This is a genomic window from Sorangium sp. So ce836 (assembly GCF_028553905.1).
Lineage (GTDB): Bacteria > Myxococcota_A > Polyangia > Polyangiales > Polyangiaceae > Sorangium > Sorangium cellulosum_D.
Genome location: NZ_CP102233.1, coordinates 82,790 through 100,753, shown reverse-complemented (window position 1 = coordinate 100,753; position 17,964 = coordinate 82,790). Strand labels below are relative to the sequence as shown.

Here is a 17,964-nt window from a genome sequence, read left to right as displayed (position 1 = left end):
GACGCTTGTCTTCAGATGAGGCGGCGGGAACGTGCGATCGCCGCCCCCGCGAGCAACGCGAGCCAGCCCACATCTGGGAGCGCGCCGCGGCCCTGGGGCGCGCCGGCGGCATAGCTGCAGGAGCTCTCGCGCCGCTTTCCGTCGATCGGCCGCCCTCCCTGGCCGCTCGTGCCGGGCAACGGGGCGCCGCTGACGCCGCCGCTGCTCGAGCCGCTTCCGCCCCCGCCGCTCCCGGTCCCCCCGCCCTGCTCGGGCTCGCAGCCCGCGGCCTCCTCGCGGAGCGCGGCGAACGCGACCTTGGCGGCGCCGGCCTCGTCGACAAGACCGTAGAGCCGGTCGTCGCGCGGCCCGTCCTGGAAGCTGGCCCAGACCACGCCTGCGACGTCGTCCCGCTGCTGCGAGAGCAGATCGAGCGAGGTGGTCAGGTTCGCCGCCTGGAGCTCCTCGCCCACGAGCGCCGTCGACCACGCCATCCCGGTCACGAAGAACGGGCTCTCGTCCCCCTCCTGCTCGGCGAGCTCGCGCACCTCGTCGAGATAGCCGCCGAGCACCACCGGATCGACCTCGCCGAACTGGCTCATGAACAGCTGATGGCCGAGGTACGACCACGGGGTCCGCTCGCCGTAGCGCAGCGCCAGCTCCTCCAGCACGGGCTGCTCGTAGAGCTCGCGCAGGTAGTCGACCCCCGAGAACGGCGCCGCGGCGTCGTCCGAGGCGAGCAGGCCGCCCGCGATCAGCGACAGCTCGCCGACGTTGAAGAGCGCCTCGTTGCGGATGCGGATCTGGGCGAGGATCTGCGCGAGCACGCGCGGCAGGATGTAGGTGCAGCCGGCGTTCTCTGGATCGAGCGCGTAATCGGGGTCTTCGAAGCAGTTCGGCTGACTCCAGATCTCCCAGCGCACGACGTCCCCGGCGAACCTCGTCATGAGCGCTTCTGCCGTCTCGGCGAACGCCTCCACATAGGCGTTGTTGCCGTCCCCGTCCGGATCGTCGTTCCAGCGTGCCTGTCCTTCTGCGAGCGCGCGGTGGGACAGCAGCCCGAGCGGCTCGAGGCCGGCGCCGCGCACGGCGTCGATGACGGCCTCGTACTCGTCGAGCTTGTCCTCGTCCCACGCCTCGGCGCCGTCGAGCACGAACTCGACGCGCACGGCGCCGGCGCCCGCGCGCGCCAGCTGCTCTGCCCGCTCCTCGTCGAGGATCACCTTCCCTGCATCGACGGGCGCCCCCGGGTCGATTCCATAGAAGGCGCAAGGCACGTCCTGCGCGCCCAGCGCGGGCGGCGCGAGGGAAAGCGCGGAGGAGGCGGCAAGAGCGACAATGACTGCACGCATGTTTCGAGCATAGCTGGGATGACCGCCCCGACCAAGAAACGACCACGGCATGGACCATCCATGCTAGGGAGACGCATCACATGGCTTCCCTGGAACTGGACGAAGAGGTGCGCGGGCGCGCCGGGGTCGCGGCGGCGGGCGACGACGCCGACGGCGAGGTGGACGACGCGGCCGAAGGCGAGCGCGACGCGCCGCCTGCCCGGGGCTTGCGCGACTGGCTGCGCGGCGCGCCGCTCTCCGGTCGATTGCACCTCGCGCTCGGCCTCGTGCTGCCGGCGATCGTGCTCGTCGCGAACATGGTGCGGGTGCGCTCGTTCACGATCGACGACGCGTACATCTCCTACCGCTACGCGCGCAACTTCGCCCGGGGCCTCGGGCTCGTCTACAACGCCGGCGAGCGCATCGAGGGGTACACGAACTTCCTCTGGACCGTGCTGCTCGCCGCCTTCATCAAGGTCGGCCTCGACCCCGACGTCGTCGCCAAGGTGCTCGGCGGGCTCGCCGCCTGCGGCTCGCTCGGCGCGGTCTACCTCCTCTCGGCGCGGCTGCGCCCGCACGGCGCGATCCCGTGCATCGCCACGTGGCTGTTCGCGACCTCGATCGTGCAGAGCGGATATGCCGTCTTCGGCCTGGAGACGCCGCTCTTCGTCCTGCTCGTCCTCGCGGGCACGGAGATGATGTTCCGCGAGCGCGACCGGGGGACGGGCTTCCCGTACTCGGGCCTCGTCTTCGGGCTGGCCGGCCTGACGCGCCCCGAAGCGCCGATGTTCCTCGGCATCCCCATGCTGTTCCTCGGCCTGCGCTTCTTCGGGCGGCAGAACCTCCTCCGCGGGGTCGTCTTCGCCGCGCCGATCGCGTGCCACATGCTCTGGCGGCACAGCTACTACGGCACCTGGCTGCCGAACACGCTCAGCGCCAAGACCGGGAGCCTCGCCGACCAGCTCGCCGGCGGGCAGCGCTACCTCGCGGAGTACGCGGCGCACACCTCGCCGGTGCTCCTGCTCGCGCTCTTCGGCCTCTGCGTGGCGATCGTCGCGCGCCACCGCGACGCGCTGTGCGTCGCGGTCCTAGCGCTCGCGGTGGGCGGCTACGTGCTCCTCGTCGGCGGCGACTGGATGCCGTTCTACCGCTTCATGAGCCCGTTCGAGCCGTTCTGCTTCCTCCTCGCCGGCCTCGGCGCCCGCTCGCTGCTCGAGCCGCTGCTCACCGCGCTCTCGGCCCGCGCCGCGGCGTCGCGCGAGGGCAGCGCGATCGCCCTCGCCGCGGGCGCCGGCGCGCTCGCCGTCGGCTGCATCGTCGCGCTGGGCGTCTTCCGGGCGCAGAAGCTCGATCGCGCCCAGTTCCGGATCCTCGACGACGACAAGCGGTTCTGGGACAGCGCCGCCGGCGGCACGGCCGCGTGGTTCCAGGAGCACGGCAAGCCCGGCGAGGTCGCGGTGGGCGACATCGGGTACATCGGGTACGCGACCGACTATCCGGTGCTCGACCTCCTCGGCCTCGTCGATCCGGTGATCTCCAAGCTCCCGGGCGGCTACACGCGCAAGACGGGCCCCGGCTACGTGCAGCGCGTGTTCGACAAGTCGCCGCGCTACTTCGTGTTCGTCGGCGGCGCCGACACGTGCGACAAGCTCCCGTTCCCGGCGCAGGAGAAGCTCCGCAAGGACCGGCGCTTCCGGGGCATCTACGAGGTGGCCGGGATGATCCGCCACAGCAAGAACGGCTACTGGTGCATCTTCGAGCGGCGGGACGACGCGCCGCCGCCCGCGGCCGCCGCGCCCTGAGCGCCGCCGCCCGCGGGCGCGCGCTCCCCCGCGGCGAAGGCCCGCAATCCCACCTCGGATGCGCGCGACCCCACCTCGGATGCGCGCGACCCCACCTCGGATGCGCGCGACCCCACCGCGGCTCCGCGAGGTTTGCTAGCATCGCCGCCCCATGCCCTGGCTCTGGTACGTAGGTCCCCTCGCGTTGCTCGTCGTCTGGTACCTGACCGGCTTGCGCGGCCGGCACGAGGCGCGGCGCGACGCCGAGCTCGTGCGCTGGCGCGTGCTGATGACCCCGAAGGCGGCCTCGCGCCGGTCCGGGGCGCAGCGCGACACCCGGAAGACCGTCGCCGACATCGACGGCCCTCGCCCGGTGCGCTCGATGCCGGGCAGCCTCGAGCGGATGCTGGACGACGCGGGCGGCGGCGCGGTCGTCTCCCGCTACGAGCTCGTCCCGAAGCTCGCCTACGTCGCGATCGTCGGGCCGGACGCGAAGAACGGCAGCGAGCACCAGGTGGTGGTCGCGAAGCTGGCCAAGGCAGCGCCCCGGCTCACCGTGTGCCCGCTGCCGATCGTCGACGGCAGGCGCGCCCCCAACACCGGCGTCCAGTTCAAGAAGGACCCGGATTTCATGGAGCAGTTCCTGGTCGAGGGGCCGGAGGCGAAGCCGATCGGCCGGTGGCTCTCGGCGCGCGTCCGCGACGCCCTGCGCGACTTCCCCGACGCGTGGCTGTTCGTGCAGGACCGCGTCATGGCGATCGCGGTGTACGGCCCTGTGGACGCGGAGCGCCTCCAGGAGCTCGTTGTCGCCGCCGACGCGATCTTCGCGGAGCACGGCGCCGGCGGCGCCCCCTCGCTCCTCTTCGAGGACAGCGAGGCGGACGAGGACGACGAGGGCGAGGACGACAGCGAGGCGGACGACGAGGACGACGAGGACGACAGCGAGGACGAGGACGAGGAGGCTGCCGGCGCCGAGCGCGCCGTTCGGTGACCACGGGCGAGCCGGACCGTGTTAGTCATCGCAGCTGGGACCGCTTGAACGCGAAACCGCTGCTCTCCGCCGCCGTCCTCCTCTCCCTCGCCCTCGCGGCCCGGACCGCCGCATCGGCGGAGAATACCAGCTGGATCCGATCCCAGGGCTCCCGCGCGGCGCTCGAGCTCGACGTCCTGAGCAAGTCGGCCGGGTGGTCGATGGCCGACGTCGAGTCCGAGGTGAGCACGTTCGGCCTGAGCTTCGCCCTCGTCGGTCAGCTGGCGTGGCGCAAGCGGCTCCTCCTCGATGCGGAGCTCCCGCTCGCCTACGGCAGCGTCTCCGCCACGTTCCGGTCGTCCCGGCTCGACGTCGACGAGAGCAGCAGCGCCGGCAGCTTCCTCTTCGGCAACCCCACGGTCGGCGCCCACTACGCGCGCGCGATGTCCAAGAAGCTCGCCGTCTTCGGCGGCGGCGCGCTCTCGATCCCCGTCATCACCGACCCCAACGCGGACGCGCGCGCCGCGCTGCAGGCGACCCTCCCGGCGCGCGCCTACGCCGATCTGCACCGGTTCATCCCCAAGCACTTCCCCGTGCGGGCCCGCGGCGGCGTCGAGGCGGAGATCGCCACGCGGCTCGTCTTCCGCGCGGACACCGCGGTGATGGTCGCCTTCCCGACCGGCGGGGGCGACGTCGACCTCGTGATCGAGCAGGGGAGCGAGCTCGAGCTGCGCGGCAAGGGCGCGTTCGGCGGCGGGCTGCGGCTCCAGGCCGCGCTGACGCTCGCGCACGAGGACCTGGCGCAGCTCGCGCTGGAGCCGTTCGTCGGCTACACGCCGGCGGAGCCCGGCTTCTACGGCCGGGCGGGGCTGCTCGTGGCGCTCGACGCGCCGCTCGGGTTCGGCCTCGCCGAGGACAAGGTCGCCACGCTGCGGCTCGCGGTCGGCTACCGGTTCTGACGCCCGCCGGCGCGCCGCCGGGAACGGTGCGCGCGCGCCGCCGCCCGTCGTAGGCTTCGGCGGAGCGGGAGCGGATCGGGCGAAAGGGCGGGTGGGTCACGATGGGCGAGCATCACGTCTGGGAGCGGGCGAACGAGGAGCAGCTCCAGGCCTTCATGCGGGCGCTGCTCGACGACGTCGCGGCGCTCGAGCGCCTCCTCGAGGAGGATCGCATCGAGTCGGGCGTGCGCCGGATCGGCGCCGAGCAGGAGATGTTCCTGGTCGACCGCGCGCTCCGGCCCGCGCCGGTCGCGCTGGAGGTGCTCGAGCGGGCCGCCGACGCCCGGCTCACGACCGAGCTCGCCCGCTTCAACCTCGAGGCGAACCTCACCCCCCTGCCCTTCGGCGGCGACTGCCTGCGGCGCCTCGAGGCCGAGCTCGCCGACGTCGTCGGCCGGGCCGCCGAGGCGGCGCGCGCCGTCGGCGCCGAGGTGCTGCTCACGGGCATCCTCCCCACGCTGCGCGCCGGCGATCTCCGGCTGGAGAGCCTCACGCCGGCGCCGCGCTACCACGAGCTCAACCGCGCGCTCCGGGAGCTGCGCCAGGGCGACTTCCGCGTGTCGATCCACGGGCTCGACGAGCTCGAGATGACCCACGACAACATCCTGCTCGAGTCGTGCAACACGAGCTTCCAGGTCCACCTCCAGGTCGGGGCGCGGGAGTTCGCGCCGCTCTACAACCTGGCGCAGGCGGTGACCGCGCCGGTCCTCGCCGCCGCGGTCAACTCGCCGTTGCTCCTCGGGCAGCGGCTCTGGCACGAGACGCGGATCGCCCTGTTCGAGACCTCGGTCGACACCCGCCCGAGCGCCCTCGAGGGCCGGCAGCACAAGCCCCGCGTCCACTTCGGCGACGGGTGGGTGCGCGACGGCGCGCTCGAGATCTTCCGCGAGGACATCGCGCGCTTCCGGGTGATCATGACCGCCGAGACCGGCGAGCCGCCGCTCGCGGCCCTCGCGCGCGGCGAGGCGCCGGATCTCCGGGCCCTGCGCGTCCACAACGGCACCGTCTACCGCTGGAACCGCCCCTGCTACGGCGTCGCGGACGGCGTCGCGCACCTGCGCATCGAGAGCCGCGCGCTGCCCGCGGGGCCCACCCTCCTCGACGAGGTCGCGAACGCCGCCTTCTTCTTCGGCCTCATGTCCGGCCTCGCCGAGCGGCACCCGCGCATCGACCTGGAGATGCCGTTCGAGGACGCCAAGGCGAATTTCTTCGCGGCGGCGCGCCACGGCCTCAAGGCGCAGCTCGCGTGGACCGGCGGGCGGAGCCTCCCCGCGCCGGAGCTCATCCTCGCGCACCTCCTCCCGGCGGCCCGGGAGGGCCTCGCGGCCGCTGGCATCGACGCCGCCGACATCGACCGCTACCTCGGCGTCGTCGAGGAGCGGGTGCGCCGCGGCCAGACCGGCGCCCAGTGGGCGCTCGGCTCGCTCGCGTCGATGGCCGGGCAGGGCACCCCGGAGCTGCAGTGTCGCGCGCTCTCGGCCGCGATGCTCGCCCGCCAGCAGGAGGAGGCCCGGAGCGGCGGGGCTGGCCGCCCGGTGCACACCTGGGAGCCGGCGGCGCTCGAGGCGGATCGGGATCTCCTGCGCGATAGCTACCGGACCGTGGGCCAGTTCATGTCGACGGATCTCTTCACGGTGCGCCCCGGCGACATCGTCGACTTCGCCGCGAGCGTGATGGACTGGCGGCACGTGCGCCACGTGCCGGTCGAGGACGAGCGGGGCCGGCTGGTCGGCGTCGTCTCGCATCGCGCGCTGCTCCGGCTCGTCGCCCGCGGCGCCGCGGCGTCGAACGGGTCCGCGCCGCCCACGGTCGCGTCCATCATGCGGGCCGATCCCGTGACGATCACGCCGGAGACGCCGACCTTGGAGGCGATGCGGATCATGCGCGAGCAGCGCGTGGGCTGCCTGCCCGTGGTCGCGGGCGAGCGGCTCGTGGGCATCGTGACCGAGCGCGATCTCCTCGACGTGGCGGCGACCTTGCTGGAGGCGTTCCTGCGCGAGGGGTGAGCGGGGGTCGCTGCCGCGAGGAGGATGAAGAAGAAAAAACGCAAAGGCGCAAAGGCGCAAAGGAAGGAGAGAGAAAAAAATCTTCTTATCTCTTCTTGCGCCTTTGCGCCTTTGCGTTTTTTTCTCTGTCTCATTCTTGGACTGGCTGCGTTCTAGACACGCTGCGCGGAGCAGCGCTCCTGCGCAGGGCTCATAGATCGTTGAGCTCGACGCACGTCATCGCGTCGCCCGGCGACGCCGGCGCCGAGCTGGCCGCGAGCGTCGACCCCCCAAAGGCCACCGGCGCTGCGCACAGCAGCGCAGCGAACCGAATCCGTCTCCCCTAGCCAACCACGCTATCGAGAAGATCCAGTGTGGGCCCAATTAGCATTCAGGGCCGCTCCACAGATCTTCCACCCTCCTCGCCCCCCTCGCCCAGCGCGCCCCACCGAGCGAGGTTGACACGTCGCGTCAGCACACCTAAGGGATCCCTCCAACCGGCGAGCCGGGATCCGGGGGGGCTGCGCGGGGCGCGCGGGGCGGGCCCGCGGCGGTTCCTCCGGCAGCAGAGGAGTCGACATGGCTTCAGGCAAGAATGGGAAGAGCGGCAAGGACCGGGTGGCGGTCGTTGCCGGGCTGCGCACGCCGTTCACCAAGGCGGGGACGGCGCTCAAGGCGATGCGCACCGTCGATCTGGCCGCCACGGTGGTCAAGGAGCTCCTCCAGAGGAGCGAGGTGAGCCCGCGCGACGTCACGCTGGTCGTCTACGGCCAGGTGGTGCCGACGCTCGACTGGCTCAACATCGCGCGCGAGGTGGTGCTGCGCACGGGCCTGCCCAAGGACATCGACGCCTTCAGCGTCTCGCGCGCCTGCGCGACGTCGCTCCAGGCCATGACGAGCGCCGCCGAGGCGATGCTCGCCGGCCAGCACGACGTCGCCGTCGTCGGCGGCGCCGACAGCATGAGCGACGTGCCGCTCGGCGTCTCCCGCAAGCTCGCCTCCGCGCTGACCGACCTCCAGAAGGCCAAGACGCTCGGCGCCCGGCTGGAGATCCTCTCCCGCCTCTCGCTGAAGGACGTCGTGCCCCCGATCCCGGGCTTCTCGCGCGAGCCGACCACGGGCGAGCAGATGGGCGAGGCCGCCGAGAAGATGGCGAAGCAGAACGGCATCTCGCGCGCCGAGCAGGACGCCATCGCCCACCGCTCGCACACGAACGCCGCGCGCGCCTGGCGCGACGGCACGTACGCGGCCGAGGTCATGCACGTGATCCCCCCGCCGTACGACAAGCCGGTCGAGCGCGACAACGTGGTCCGGGACGACTCGACCCTCGAGGCCTACGCCAAGCTGTCGCCCGCGTTCGATCGCCGCCACGGCACCATCACCGCGGGCAACGCCTCGCCGCTCACCGACGGGGCGAGCGCCCTGCTCCTGATGCGCGAGAGCAAGGCCAAGGCGCTCGGCTACCAGCCGCTCGGGTACGTGAAGTCGTGGGCCTACGCGGCGGTCGACCCGGGCTGGCAGCTCCTCATGGCCCCGGTGCTCGCCGCGCCGCGGGCGCTCGATCGCGCCGGCCTCTCGCTGGATCGCATGGACCTCGTCGACATGCACGAGGCCTTCGCCGCGCAGGTCGCGTCGAACCTGAAGGCGCTCGCGTCGCCGTCGTTCGCCGCGGACAAGCTCGGCCGGTCCGCCGCCGTCGGCGAGGTCGACCCCGAGAAGCTCAACGTGAACGGCGGCTCGATCGCGCTCGGCCACCCGTTCGCGGCCACGGGGGGGCGCATGGTGCTCTCCACGCTCCGCGAGCTCAAGAAGCGCGGCGGCCAGCACGCGCTCCTCACCGTCTGCGCGGCGGGCGGCCTCGGCGCCGCCGTGGTCCTGGAGGCAGCATGACGACGATCGAGAGCACCGTGACGCAGGCCCCCGCGGCCAAGAGCCCCGTCTCCCTCGAGGTGCGCCCCGACGGCGTCGCCGTCGTCACGTACGACGTCCCGGGCGAGGCGGTCAACACGCTGAAGCCCACGTTCGCCGGCGATCTCGAGCGGATCATGGGCCAGATCGCGAGCAACCCGCTCATCAAGGCCGCGATCCTCGTGTCCGGCAAGGCCGACACCTGGATCGCGGGCGCCGACATCGACATGCTGAAGAGCGTCACCACGGCGGCCCAGGCCGAGGCGATGTGCCGGGCCGGCCACGAGGCGGTCCTGCGGATCGTGCGCTCGCCCAAGCCGATCGTGGCCGCGATCCACGGCGCCGCGCTCGGCGGCGGCTTCGAGGTGGCGCTCGCCTGCCACGCCCGGGTGCTGAGCGACGACAAGAAGACGGTGCTCGGCCTGCCCGAGGTGCAGCTCGGCCTGCTCCCCGGGATCAACGGGCTGCAGCGGCTCGCGGAGCGCGCCGGCCTCCAGGCGGCGCTCGACCACGGCCTCACCGGCAAGAACATGCGCCCCTCCAAGGCGCGGCAGCTCGGCGTCGCCGACGACGTGGTCCCCGCGCCCATCCTGAAGGAGACGGCCGCGGCGCTCGCGCTGAAGCTCGCGCGCGTCGAAGGCGGCCCGCCGTTCCGGCCCGAGCGCGCCGGGAAGAAGGGCCCGAAGCTCGACGCCGCCGCGCTCACCCGGGCCGCCCTCGAGCGGAACCCGATCGGCAGGGCCCTGCTCTTCCAGCAGGCCCAGAAGCAGACGCGCGAGAAGACCGGCGGGCACTACCCGGCGCCCGAGCGGATCATCGAGGTGCTGCGGGCCTACGCGGAGCGGGGGTTCGACGCGTCGAGGGAGGTCGAGGCGCGGGCGTTCGGCGAGCTCGTCGTGTCGAGCACGGCGCACCGGCTGATGGAGCTCTTCTTCGCGACGAACGCGATGAAGAAGGACACCGGCGTGGACGACCCGTCGGTGCAGCCGAGGAAGGTCGAGAAGATCGCGATGATCGGCGCCGGCCTGATGGGCGCGGGCATCGCCTACGTGAGCCTGAACGCCGGCATCGCCGTGCGCCTCCGGGATCGCGACGACGCGTCGCTCGGCCGCGGGCTCAAGTACGTGACCGACATCCTCGGCGACCGGGTGAAGAAGAAGCAGCTCACGCCGCTCGAGCGGGACCAGAAGCTCGCGCTGCTCACGGCGACGACGGACAGCTCGGGCCTGAAGAGCGCCGATCTCGTGATCGAGGCGGTCTTCGAGGATCTCGCGGTGAAGCACGCGGTCTTGCGGGACGTCGAGGCGAACGGCAAGGACGGCGTGATCGTCGCGTCGAACACGTCCTCGATCCCGATCTCCCGGATCGCGGCCGCGTCGAGGCGGCCGGAGAACGTGGTCGGGATGCATTACTTCAGCCCGGTGCACAAGATGCCGTTGCTCGAGGTCATCCGGACGGAGGCGACGTCTCCCGAGGTGGTCGCGACGGCGGTGGCGGTCGGCAAGCGGCAGGGCAAGACGGTGATCGTCGTGAACGATGGAGTCGGCTTCTACACGAGCCGGATCCTCGGGCCGTACATGAACGAGGCGAGCTGGCTGCTGGCGGAGGGGGTGTCGATCGAGCAGGTCGACCGGGCGCTCGTCGCGTGGGGCTGGCCGGTGGGCCCGCTGGCGCTGCTCGACGAGGTGGGCATCGACGTGGCGGCGCACATCGGTCCGATCATGATCGAGGCGTTCGGCGAGCGCATGTCCCCGCCGCCCACGATGGCCAAGCTGGTCGCAGGCGACCGCAAGGGCCGCAAGAACGAGCGCGGGATGTACCTGTACGGCGCGGCGGCGAAGAAGAAGGGCAAGGGGAAGCACCCGGACGAGAGCGTGTACGCCGTGCTGGGGCTGCCGGTGCCGAAGGCGAAGGACAAGCCGCCGGTGGCGATCGAGGAGATCCAGATGCGGTGCTCGCTCCAGCTCGTGAACGAGGCGCTGTATTGCCTCGGCGAGGGCATCCTGCGGAGCCCGCGCGACGGCGACATCGGCGCGATCTTCGGCCTCGGGTTCCCGCCCTTCCGCGGCGGCCCGTTCCGCTACGTCGACGCCCTCGGCCCTGCGGAGGTGCTCCGCCGCATCGAGGTGTACGAGCGCCGCTTCGGCAAGCGCTGGACACCAGCCCCGGCCCTCGTCGAGGCGGCCAGGACGGGCAAGCGGTTCTACGACTGACGCGCCGGGGCGCGGCGGCGCTGGGACGTTATCGTCCATGTCGTCGCTCACGGGGCCTGCGCGACGCGGGCCCTGCTCTGGCCTGCCCTCCGTTCCGTGGCTCGCGAAGACCCCGGTCTCCCTTGGATACGTGGACTCACCACCATCCACCTCGCGACGAAGCTCACCAGCGAGGTGAGAAACCCGCCCACCGCCGCCCCTCCATCAACGGCTGCGCGCGCCGCGCGGGCTGCACAAGCCACGACGCCATCGAACGATGGTTCGTCAAGATGTGGTTGAGCGGCTGCCAGTAGAGCGGAGCTCCACACATGTACGCTACAGCACAAACCGTTGATTGTCCCTCATCGGTGGTTTAGCCTCACTCGCAACTAGGCAAGCTGGACGCAGCATCGGATGCGCCTGGAGGACAAGCTCAGGAGAGGAACGCGCGCATGCGACCAGAGGGGACAGCCCCCTTGCTCGTCGTGCGTCCGTGGTCGCGGATCCAGCGGATGGGGCCGGTCCAGGCAACCGTCTGAAGCTTCGTGCCGTAGCCACCAGGAGAAGTTGACATGAAACCGGCCCGTCAAAACGAAGGAAAGACTCGATTGCCCAAACCTTCTCTCCCGTCGAACGAGACCAAGAAGCGAGAGCGCGCCAGCGCGGCGGACGCGAGGCGAAAGAGGAGCAGCCAGAGCGCCGGCGGAGGCGAGCGCGGCTCGTCGGCGCCTCGCGCCGACAAGATCGAAGAGCTAGAGAGCCGCGTGCGGGCGCAGCAGATGATACTGGACAACATCGTTGACGGCGTGGTGGTCAGCGATCGCGAGGGCAAGATCCTCTATTCCAACCCGGCGGCCGAGGCGCTCCTCAAGGCCACGGTGGACAGCGTGTCACCCGACGAGTGGAGCAGGCGGTACGGATTCTACCGCACCGACGAGCAGACGCCGTTCCCGGCGAACGAGCTGCCGGTCGCTCGCGCGCTCAAGGGCGAGGTCGTCGCGGCGGAGGAGATATTCTTCCGGCACGGCAGCAAGCCGGCGGGCGCCTGGCTGGTCGTGAGCGCTCGCCCCGTCATGGCCAACGATGGCTCGTTCTTCGGCGCCGTGGGTGTGTTCCGCGACGTCAGCGAGCGCAAGCGGTGGGAAAAGGAGCTCGAGCAGCAGCTCACCCGTGAGAAGGATAGGAACGACGCGCTCGAGCGCCTGCGGCTCACCGTGCAGCAGCTCTCGACCCCGATCCTCGAGGTCTGGGATGAGATCCTCGTCCTGCCCATCATCGGCGTCCTCGACTCCCGGCGCAGCGGCGAGATGACGGACCAGCTCCTCCAGGAGATCACGCGGAAGCAGTGCCGCTTCGTCATCGTCGACGTGACGGGCGTCGAGATCGTGGACTCCTCGACGGCGGATCAGCTCCTCAGATTGGTGACCGCCGTGGAGCTGCTCGGCGCCAGGTGCATGTTGACCGGAGTCCGACCTGCGGTGGCGCAGACGCTCACCATGCTGCGCGTGGATCTCGGCCCCATGCTCACCCTCCGCAACCTCAGGCACGGCCTACAGACCTGCCTGCGCATGATGCAGACAGAGGCGAACGTGGCTCACTCCATCGCGTCGCGGCTCGACGTCGCCGCCCGGCGCTGAGGCACGCCAGCGCGCCATCGGCTCCGGCGCACCGGGCCGACAGGCTCCTACGACGCCGGACGGCGGCACGGATTCGCCCGTGCACAGGCGGGCACGATCCATCAAGGCCTGCCTGCCTTCCGCTCCGCAACACAAATATGTCCAGAGTGAACCAGACCACGGCTCGAAGCCGCAAACGCGGTGTGCCATCCGGGTGAGCAACATCGCGCGAGCGTTCCCGGGAGAGATGCGCGACCCGCGCGCGAGCTCAGGCCAGGACGCTCTGCTGTCCAGGACGCCGTGATGTCCTGTATCGAGCCATCGCCCAAACGCGCGTTATCATAACACAATTTACGACGGCGCAGCCATTGGCCCCTTCGCTGATTTGCGCCGGGTGCTCGCCTGTAAGGATAGGCACCAGGTCCGTGCGCGAGCGTTGACATCGGTTCATCGTTCCGCGATTGTGTCAAGGACTGAATGGATCCGCCAGTGCCAGCAGCATGCAGAAGGAGGTCCATCGATGCTCAGCAATCGCGCGTCCCACACCGACGGGCAGTCAACCTTTGGCGCCAGCTCGACACAACACGACATGTTGAGCCTGCGAGAGGGCGAGGCAGGGATACTGGAGCGGCTCAGCTCCCTGAGGAGGATTGAAGAGAGCCCCATCGACAGGGGCTATCGATACCTAGGCCGGGCCTTCGACGTCGACCGCTGCTACCAGGCCACGCTGAGCCGGACACCGGACTTCAGGTCGCGCATCGAGATGCCGGATGAGATCTTCAGCTCCGCGGTCATCTTGGATCTGCTGATGAACAGCAGGCTGAGCTCGAGGATAAAACACCGGATCATAGAGTTTCTCGGCGAGCGCCACGAGCACGGTCTCTTCTCGTACTTCGTGGACACGAGCCTGCTCCCCTGCGACGTGGACGTCACGGGGCTCGTCTTGTCGGTCCTCGTCAAGCTCGGCGCCATTCCCACGGGCGTCGCTCGTTCGGCTGCCTCGAAGGTGCTGCAGAACGTGAACGACGCCGGGATCATCCACGTTTACTTGCCGCCGAGGGGCGAAAGGGAAGGCCGCTACAGGATCGACCCGGTCCCCTGCGCCAACGCGCTGTACCTGGCCTACCTCCTGGGGAGGGAGGGCGAAGCCCGGCCCACGGAAGAGTACCTGATCGACTCCCTGCGCGCACAGGAGGCCGCGCGTACGAACGCCTACTATTACTATCTGACCCCGGACGTGTGCCTCTACTGGGCGTCGAGGTTGCTGGAGTTCGAGAGGTTCAGGAAGAAGTACGCTCACGTCGTCGAGGAGGCGCTGAGGGCGCGCGTTGGGAGCAGCGATGTCCCTCTGGAGCTCGCGTACAGGGTCATCACGGCCAATCGCCTGCGCATCGACAACTCGTCCGAGCGAGAGGCTTTACGCAGAGCACAGGCTTCAGACGGCTCATGGCCCAACTCGCCCATGTACAAGCTGGGTCGCTCCGATGTCTACGTCGGCTCGGAGGCCCTGGTCACCGCCTTCGCCCTGAAAGCGCTGGACGACCAGTGAACATCATTACACATTTGAGCCGGCGGGCTCGCGCGTCGAGCATCGCCGAGGAGAGGGCGATATGAACCCGCGATCGGGCTTCGGGGCGAGCCAAGGTTCCGGAAGCGCCGAGGGCTTCGGCGAGCGCCTGAAGGGCATGGAGCTCGATTTCCCGGGCTTCGAGGGGGTCAGGATCCCGGCTCTCCTCGTCCCGCTGGAGCGCAGGGTCAGCGAGCACCTGGAGCAGATTCGGTCTCCTTACGTCGACTGGGTCGTGGACGCGAAGCTCGTCGAGCCAGGGACGCGCGGACATGACGTCCTGATGCGCATCAAGCTGGACGACTGCGCTGCGCTGATCTTCCCGGAGCATCCGAGAGAGCTCGTGATGTATGGAGCGATATCCTTGGCGCTCTTCTTCGCGCTCGACGACGTGGTCGACGACGTGAACGCCGACCGGTCGAAGAAGCTCACCTACATCAGGAGGGTGGAGCAGATCGCCAGCGGAGATGCGCCGACGTCGCGAGACGACCACATCGTCAGGGCATGGCACCGGTGGTTCGCGGAGATCGAGGCGCTCGCCTCGCCGCGGGCCTTCGAGGGTTTCGCCGGGGCCCTGCGGTTCCACCTCCGGGCGCTGAGGGCCCAGACGCTGAACCAGCAGAGCGCCGCCCCGTGCCCCACGACGCACCTGATGCGGAGGCGAGACAACGTCGGCAGCAGCTACTTCATGCCGCTCGCCGCCATCTTCCTGGAGCGCGAGCACGGGCTGGGCATGCAGGAGGTGCTGGAAGACCAGCACGTCAAGAGCATCACCGACCTCGCGGCCTTCGTCATCGTGCTCCACAACGAGCTACTCGGCCTGTACAAGGACATGAGGAGCGGTGAAGCCAACTTCGTCGGGCTCCTCCGACGTGAGCACGGCATCGAGCTGCAGAGCGCCTGCGACCTGGCGGGCAAGCTCGCCGACGACATGGTGAAGGCCATGGTCCAGATGGCGGCGGATCTCCCTGCTCTCGTGGACGGGTACGAGGAGAAGGCGGAAGCGATCACGCGGTGCGTGCGCACGGCCTACTCGCTCATCCGTGGCACCTTCGATTGGTACATGATCACTCGCCGCTATTACGACGAGAAATATTTTTCGATGTGACGCGCACGCCGGCCCTCGGCTCACGCCGCGGTTCCGGCGGAGGAGAGGGCCCGGAAGGAGGAGGGGTGGCGTTGAACACCGAGATCGATCCTGCGACGTTCCCAGGCAGCCAGGCGCCCGTTTACGCACGCATGCCGCCCCTCGCGGAGGGCGGGCTGCCGCTGCTCGGGTCGCTCCCGGCGCTGCTCAGCCAGCAGGCCGAGTTCTTCCCGAGGGCCCGCATGCGACACGGGGACGTGTACAGGCTGCGGCTCGGCCCCTTGAGCATGATCGTCGTGAATCACCCGAGGCACGTCCAGCATGTCCTCCGGGACCACAGCTCGAAGTACGGGAAGGGCGGCGCGCTGTGGGACTCGCTCAGGACCCTGCTGGGCAACGGCCTGGGCGTGAGCGAAGGGGACTACTGGCTGCGCCAGCGCCGCATGATGCAGCCGCACTTCCACCGCGAGCGGGTCGACCAGCTCGCCGGCGTGATGGTCGACGCGATCGACGACGAGCTGGAGATCTGGGACGTCGCGGCGAGGACGGGCTCGCCGCTCGATCCGATGCGCGCCGTCAGCCCGCTCGTGATGAAGCTGATCGCGAGAGCGCTGTTCGGGGGCGACATCAACCGCGAGGAGATCGAGCTCGTCACCGCGCGCGTGACGTTCGCCATCAACTACGTCTTCCGCGGCATCGTCGCGCAGGAGCTGCCTGCGTGGCTCCCCGTCCCGGGGAGGCGCCGCTACCAGCAGGCGATCCGCGACATGGACGCGGTGCTGCTCAAGATCATCGAGCGCAGCCAGCGGCGGCAGCAGCGCGCCGGGGACCGCGGGGGCTTGCTCGCGATGCTCGTCAGCGGGGTCGATCCCGAGACCGGCCGGCGGATGACCGCCAGCGAGCTCCGCGACGAGGTCGTGAACCTGTTCCTGGCTGGCTACGAGACCACCGCGGTTGCGCTCGCGTGGACACTGCAGTTGCTGCTGCACGAGCCCGCCGTCATGGCGGAGCTGCGCGCCGAGGTCGACAGCGTGGTCGGCCGGGACCGACCGGATGCCTCCCACCTCGCCAAACTGTCCTATACCCGCATGGTCTTCCAGGAGTCGCTGCGCGTGCGCCCGCCGCTCTGGTGGCTGGTGCGGGTCGCCGTCGTCGATGACGAGATCGACGGCTTTCACGTCCCGGCGGGCACGCTCGTGCTCGCCCCGACCTACGCCATCCATCGTCATCCGGAGCTCTGGGAGGATCCCGATCGCTTCGATCCGGGGCGCTTCACGCCGGAGCGCGCGGCGTCACGGCACAAGCTGGCCTGGATCCCTTTCGGAACCGGCCAGCGCCAGTGCATCGGCAGCACCTTCGCTCTGGCGGAAGCGCAGCTCATCCTGGCGCGCCTCGTTCAGCGCTATACGTTCGCCGCCGGCTTGCCGCGCCGGAAGGTCGTGCCGGCGCTGTCGATGGCCTTGCACATGAAGAACGGGACGCCGTTCCGGGTGACGCGGCGCAGCCCGGCCTGAGCGGGCGGCGGCCTTCGTCAAAAGGTACCTTTCGCGCCGAGGACCGCCCCCGCCGGCCCCGCCTCCAGCACCCCCGCGCTGAGCCACCTCGGGCTCGCGCCGGTCGTTGCGCCGGCGTGCGCCGGCTCAGTCCACAGCAGCACCGCCGCCGCTCCGAGCCCGGCCAGCCCCACCCCGAAGCCGATCGTGCTCACCACGGCCATCGCGTTCGCGCTGTTCGCGGCGTCGAGCCCTGTCGCGTCACAGGCCTTCTCGTCGCTGGCCTGGATGGCGGTGCCGCAGTGCTGGTCGATGACGCCCTTCCTGCCGAGGACGAGCGCGCCCATGATCCCGCCTAGCGCGAGCCCCGTGGCGCCGACCCCGCCCGCGACGTAGAGCGCCGTGCGACGGCCCGCCGGGGCCTCCCGCGCGCCGGAGGCCGGCGGCGGCGCTCCTTTCTTGATGTCCAGCACCATCTCCTTCGACTCGCCTTCGGCGATCGTGATGCGCTGTTCCTGGACAGCCCCTCCCGGCATCTCGATCGCTATCCGGTGCTCACCTGGATCCACCGGCAACGCGACGCCGAGCGAGGCGTCACCCAGCTCGTGGCCGTCGCGCCTCACGACCGTTCCGGCCGGCGCGCCCGGCGGCAGGGAGAGCGCGAGCCGCGGGACACGCCGAGACAGCGCGTCGATCTCCTGGGCCGCGACCTCCGGCCGCCTGCCTTGCCGGGCCTTCTCGGCCCGCGTCATCCGATCGAACAACGCCATGTAGTCCTTGAAGCGCGCCACCGCGGTGGCGACCCGGCCCCACCTCGCCTCGCAGGAGGCCAGCGTGAAGAGCGTGCCCGGCTGAGGGTCGAGGCGCTCGCTCTCGGCGAGGGCCTTGCAGCCCGTCTCGTAGCGACCTGCCTTCATGTCGGCGAGCCCTCGGTCGAAGAGCGCCTCGGCGGCCGCGATGTCCTGGGCCGCGGCGGACGCGGAGAGCGAGAGCAGGCCGAGGGCGGCGAGGAGCTGCGTGGGCCGGCGGAACCAACGGATCATGATCTGGCGCTCAG

At 70.5% G+C, this 17,964-nt stretch carries 12 protein-coding genes; 10 read left to right on the top strand and 2 right to left on the bottom strand.

The features are described 5' to 3' along the window. Positions 1-11: 11 nt before the first annotated feature. Entirely contained in the window at positions 12-1,331 is a 1,320-nt protein-coding gene (locus tag NQZ70_RS00350; protein WP_237244891.1) for a hypothetical protein, read from the bottom strand. A gap of 80 nt (positions 1,332-1,411) precedes the next feature. Between NQZ70_RS00350 and NQZ70_RS00345 the strand changes: the two genes are divergently transcribed. The 10 genes from NQZ70_RS00345 to NQZ70_RS00300 all read left to right on the top strand — a co-directional run bounded on the left by NQZ70_RS00345 (position 1,412) and on the right by NQZ70_RS00300 (position 16,928). Further along, complete coding sequence (locus NQZ70_RS00345) at positions 1,412-3,112, top strand: hypothetical protein (protein ID WP_129572427.1); 1,701 nt, start codon at positions 1,412-1,414, stop codon at positions 3,110-3,112. 151 nt (positions 3,113-3,263) lie between these two features. Then, on the top strand, positions 3,264-4,082 hold the full coding sequence (locus NQZ70_RS00340; protein ID WP_207217701.1) for a hypothetical protein: 819 nt from the start codon (positions 3,264-3,266) through the stop codon (positions 4,080-4,082). A 44-nt stretch (positions 4,083-4,126) separates the two neighbouring features. Then, positions 4,127-5,020: a hypothetical protein gene (locus tag NQZ70_RS00335; RefSeq protein WP_129572426.1), complete on the top strand. Its 894-nt coding sequence runs from the start codon at positions 4,127-4,129 to the stop codon at positions 5,018-5,020. A 101-nt stretch (positions 5,021-5,121) separates the two neighbouring features. Beyond that, positions 5,122-7,065: a CBS domain-containing protein gene (locus NQZ70_RS00330; protein WP_129572425.1), complete on the top strand. Its 1,944-nt coding sequence runs from the start codon at positions 5,122-5,124 to the stop codon at positions 7,063-7,065. A 558-nt stretch (positions 7,066-7,623) separates the two neighbouring features. Then, the gene (fadI, locus tag NQZ70_RS00325; protein WP_129572424.1) at positions 7,624-8,934 is read left to right on the top strand and encodes an acetyl-CoA C-acyltransferase FadI; all 1,311 of its coding nucleotides are present in this window, start codon (positions 7,624-7,626) and stop codon (positions 8,932-8,934) included. Further along, positions 8,931-11,165 (top strand): fatty acid oxidation complex subunit alpha FadJ, encoded by a 2,235-nt coding sequence (fadJ, locus tag NQZ70_RS00320; RefSeq protein ID WP_129572423.1) that lies wholly within the window; start codon positions 8,931-8,933, stop codon positions 11,163-11,165. Before fadI ends, fadJ begins: the two co-directional genes overlap by 4 nt. A gap of 587 nt (positions 11,166-11,752) precedes the next feature. After that, the gene (locus NQZ70_RS00315) at positions 11,753-12,781 is read left to right on the top strand and encodes an STAS domain-containing protein (protein ID WP_165373720.1); all 1,029 of its coding nucleotides are present in this window, start codon (positions 11,753-11,755) and stop codon (positions 12,779-12,781) included. Between the two features lie 499 nt (positions 12,782-13,280). Next, a complete protein-coding gene (locus tag NQZ70_RS00310; protein ID WP_129572421.1) occupies positions 13,281-14,309 on the top strand; it encodes a hypothetical protein in 1,029 nt (342 codons plus the stop codon). Positions 14,310-14,370: 61 nt separating this feature from the next. Then, a complete protein-coding gene (locus NQZ70_RS00305) occupies positions 14,371-15,435 on the top strand; it encodes a terpene synthase family protein (RefSeq protein ID WP_129572420.1) in 1,065 nt (354 codons plus the stop codon). Positions 15,436-15,500: 65 nt separating this feature from the next. Then, positions 15,501-16,928, top strand: a complete 1,428-nt coding sequence (locus tag NQZ70_RS00300; RefSeq protein WP_207217700.1) for a cytochrome P450 — start codon at positions 15,501-15,503, stop codon at positions 16,926-16,928. 17 nt (positions 16,929-16,945) lie between these two features. Here the strand turns inward: NQZ70_RS00300 and NQZ70_RS00295 are convergent, their stop codons facing one another. Next, entirely contained in the window at positions 16,946-17,950 is a 1,005-nt protein-coding gene (locus NQZ70_RS00295; protein WP_129572418.1) for a hypothetical protein, read from the bottom strand. Positions 17,951-17,964 lie beyond the last annotated feature (14 nt).

Coding starts and splice junctions, on each gene's coding strand:
- NQZ70_RS00305 (WP_129572420.1), top strand. CDS start 14,371: ATGAACCCGCGATCGGGCTTCGGGGCGAGCCAAGGTTCCGGAAGCGCC.
- NQZ70_RS00310 (WP_129572421.1), top strand. CDS start 13,281: ATGCTCAGCAATCGCGCGTCCCACACCGACGGGCAGTCAACCTTTGGC.
- NQZ70_RS00295 (WP_129572418.1), bottom strand. CDS start 17,950: ATGATCCGTTGGTTCCGCCGGCCCACGCAGCTCCTCGCCGCCCTCGGC.
- NQZ70_RS00345 (WP_129572427.1), top strand. CDS start 1,412: ATGGCTTCCCTGGAACTGGACGAAGAGGTGCGCGGGCGCGCCGGGGTC.
- NQZ70_RS00350 (WP_237244891.1), bottom strand. CDS start 1,331: ATGCGTGCAGTCATTGTCGCTCTTGCCGCCTCCTCCGCGCTTTCCCTC.
- NQZ70_RS00340 (WP_207217701.1), top strand. CDS start 3,264: ATGCCCTGGCTCTGGTACGTAGGTCCCCTCGCGTTGCTCGTCGTCTGG.
- fadI (WP_129572424.1), top strand. CDS start 7,624: ATGGCTTCAGGCAAGAATGGGAAGAGCGGCAAGGACCGGGTGGCGGTC.
- fadJ (WP_129572423.1), top strand. CDS start 8,931: ATGACGACGATCGAGAGCACCGTGACGCAGGCCCCCGCGGCCAAGAGC.
- NQZ70_RS00330 (WP_129572425.1), top strand. CDS start 5,122: ATGGGCGAGCATCACGTCTGGGAGCGGGCGAACGAGGAGCAGCTCCAG.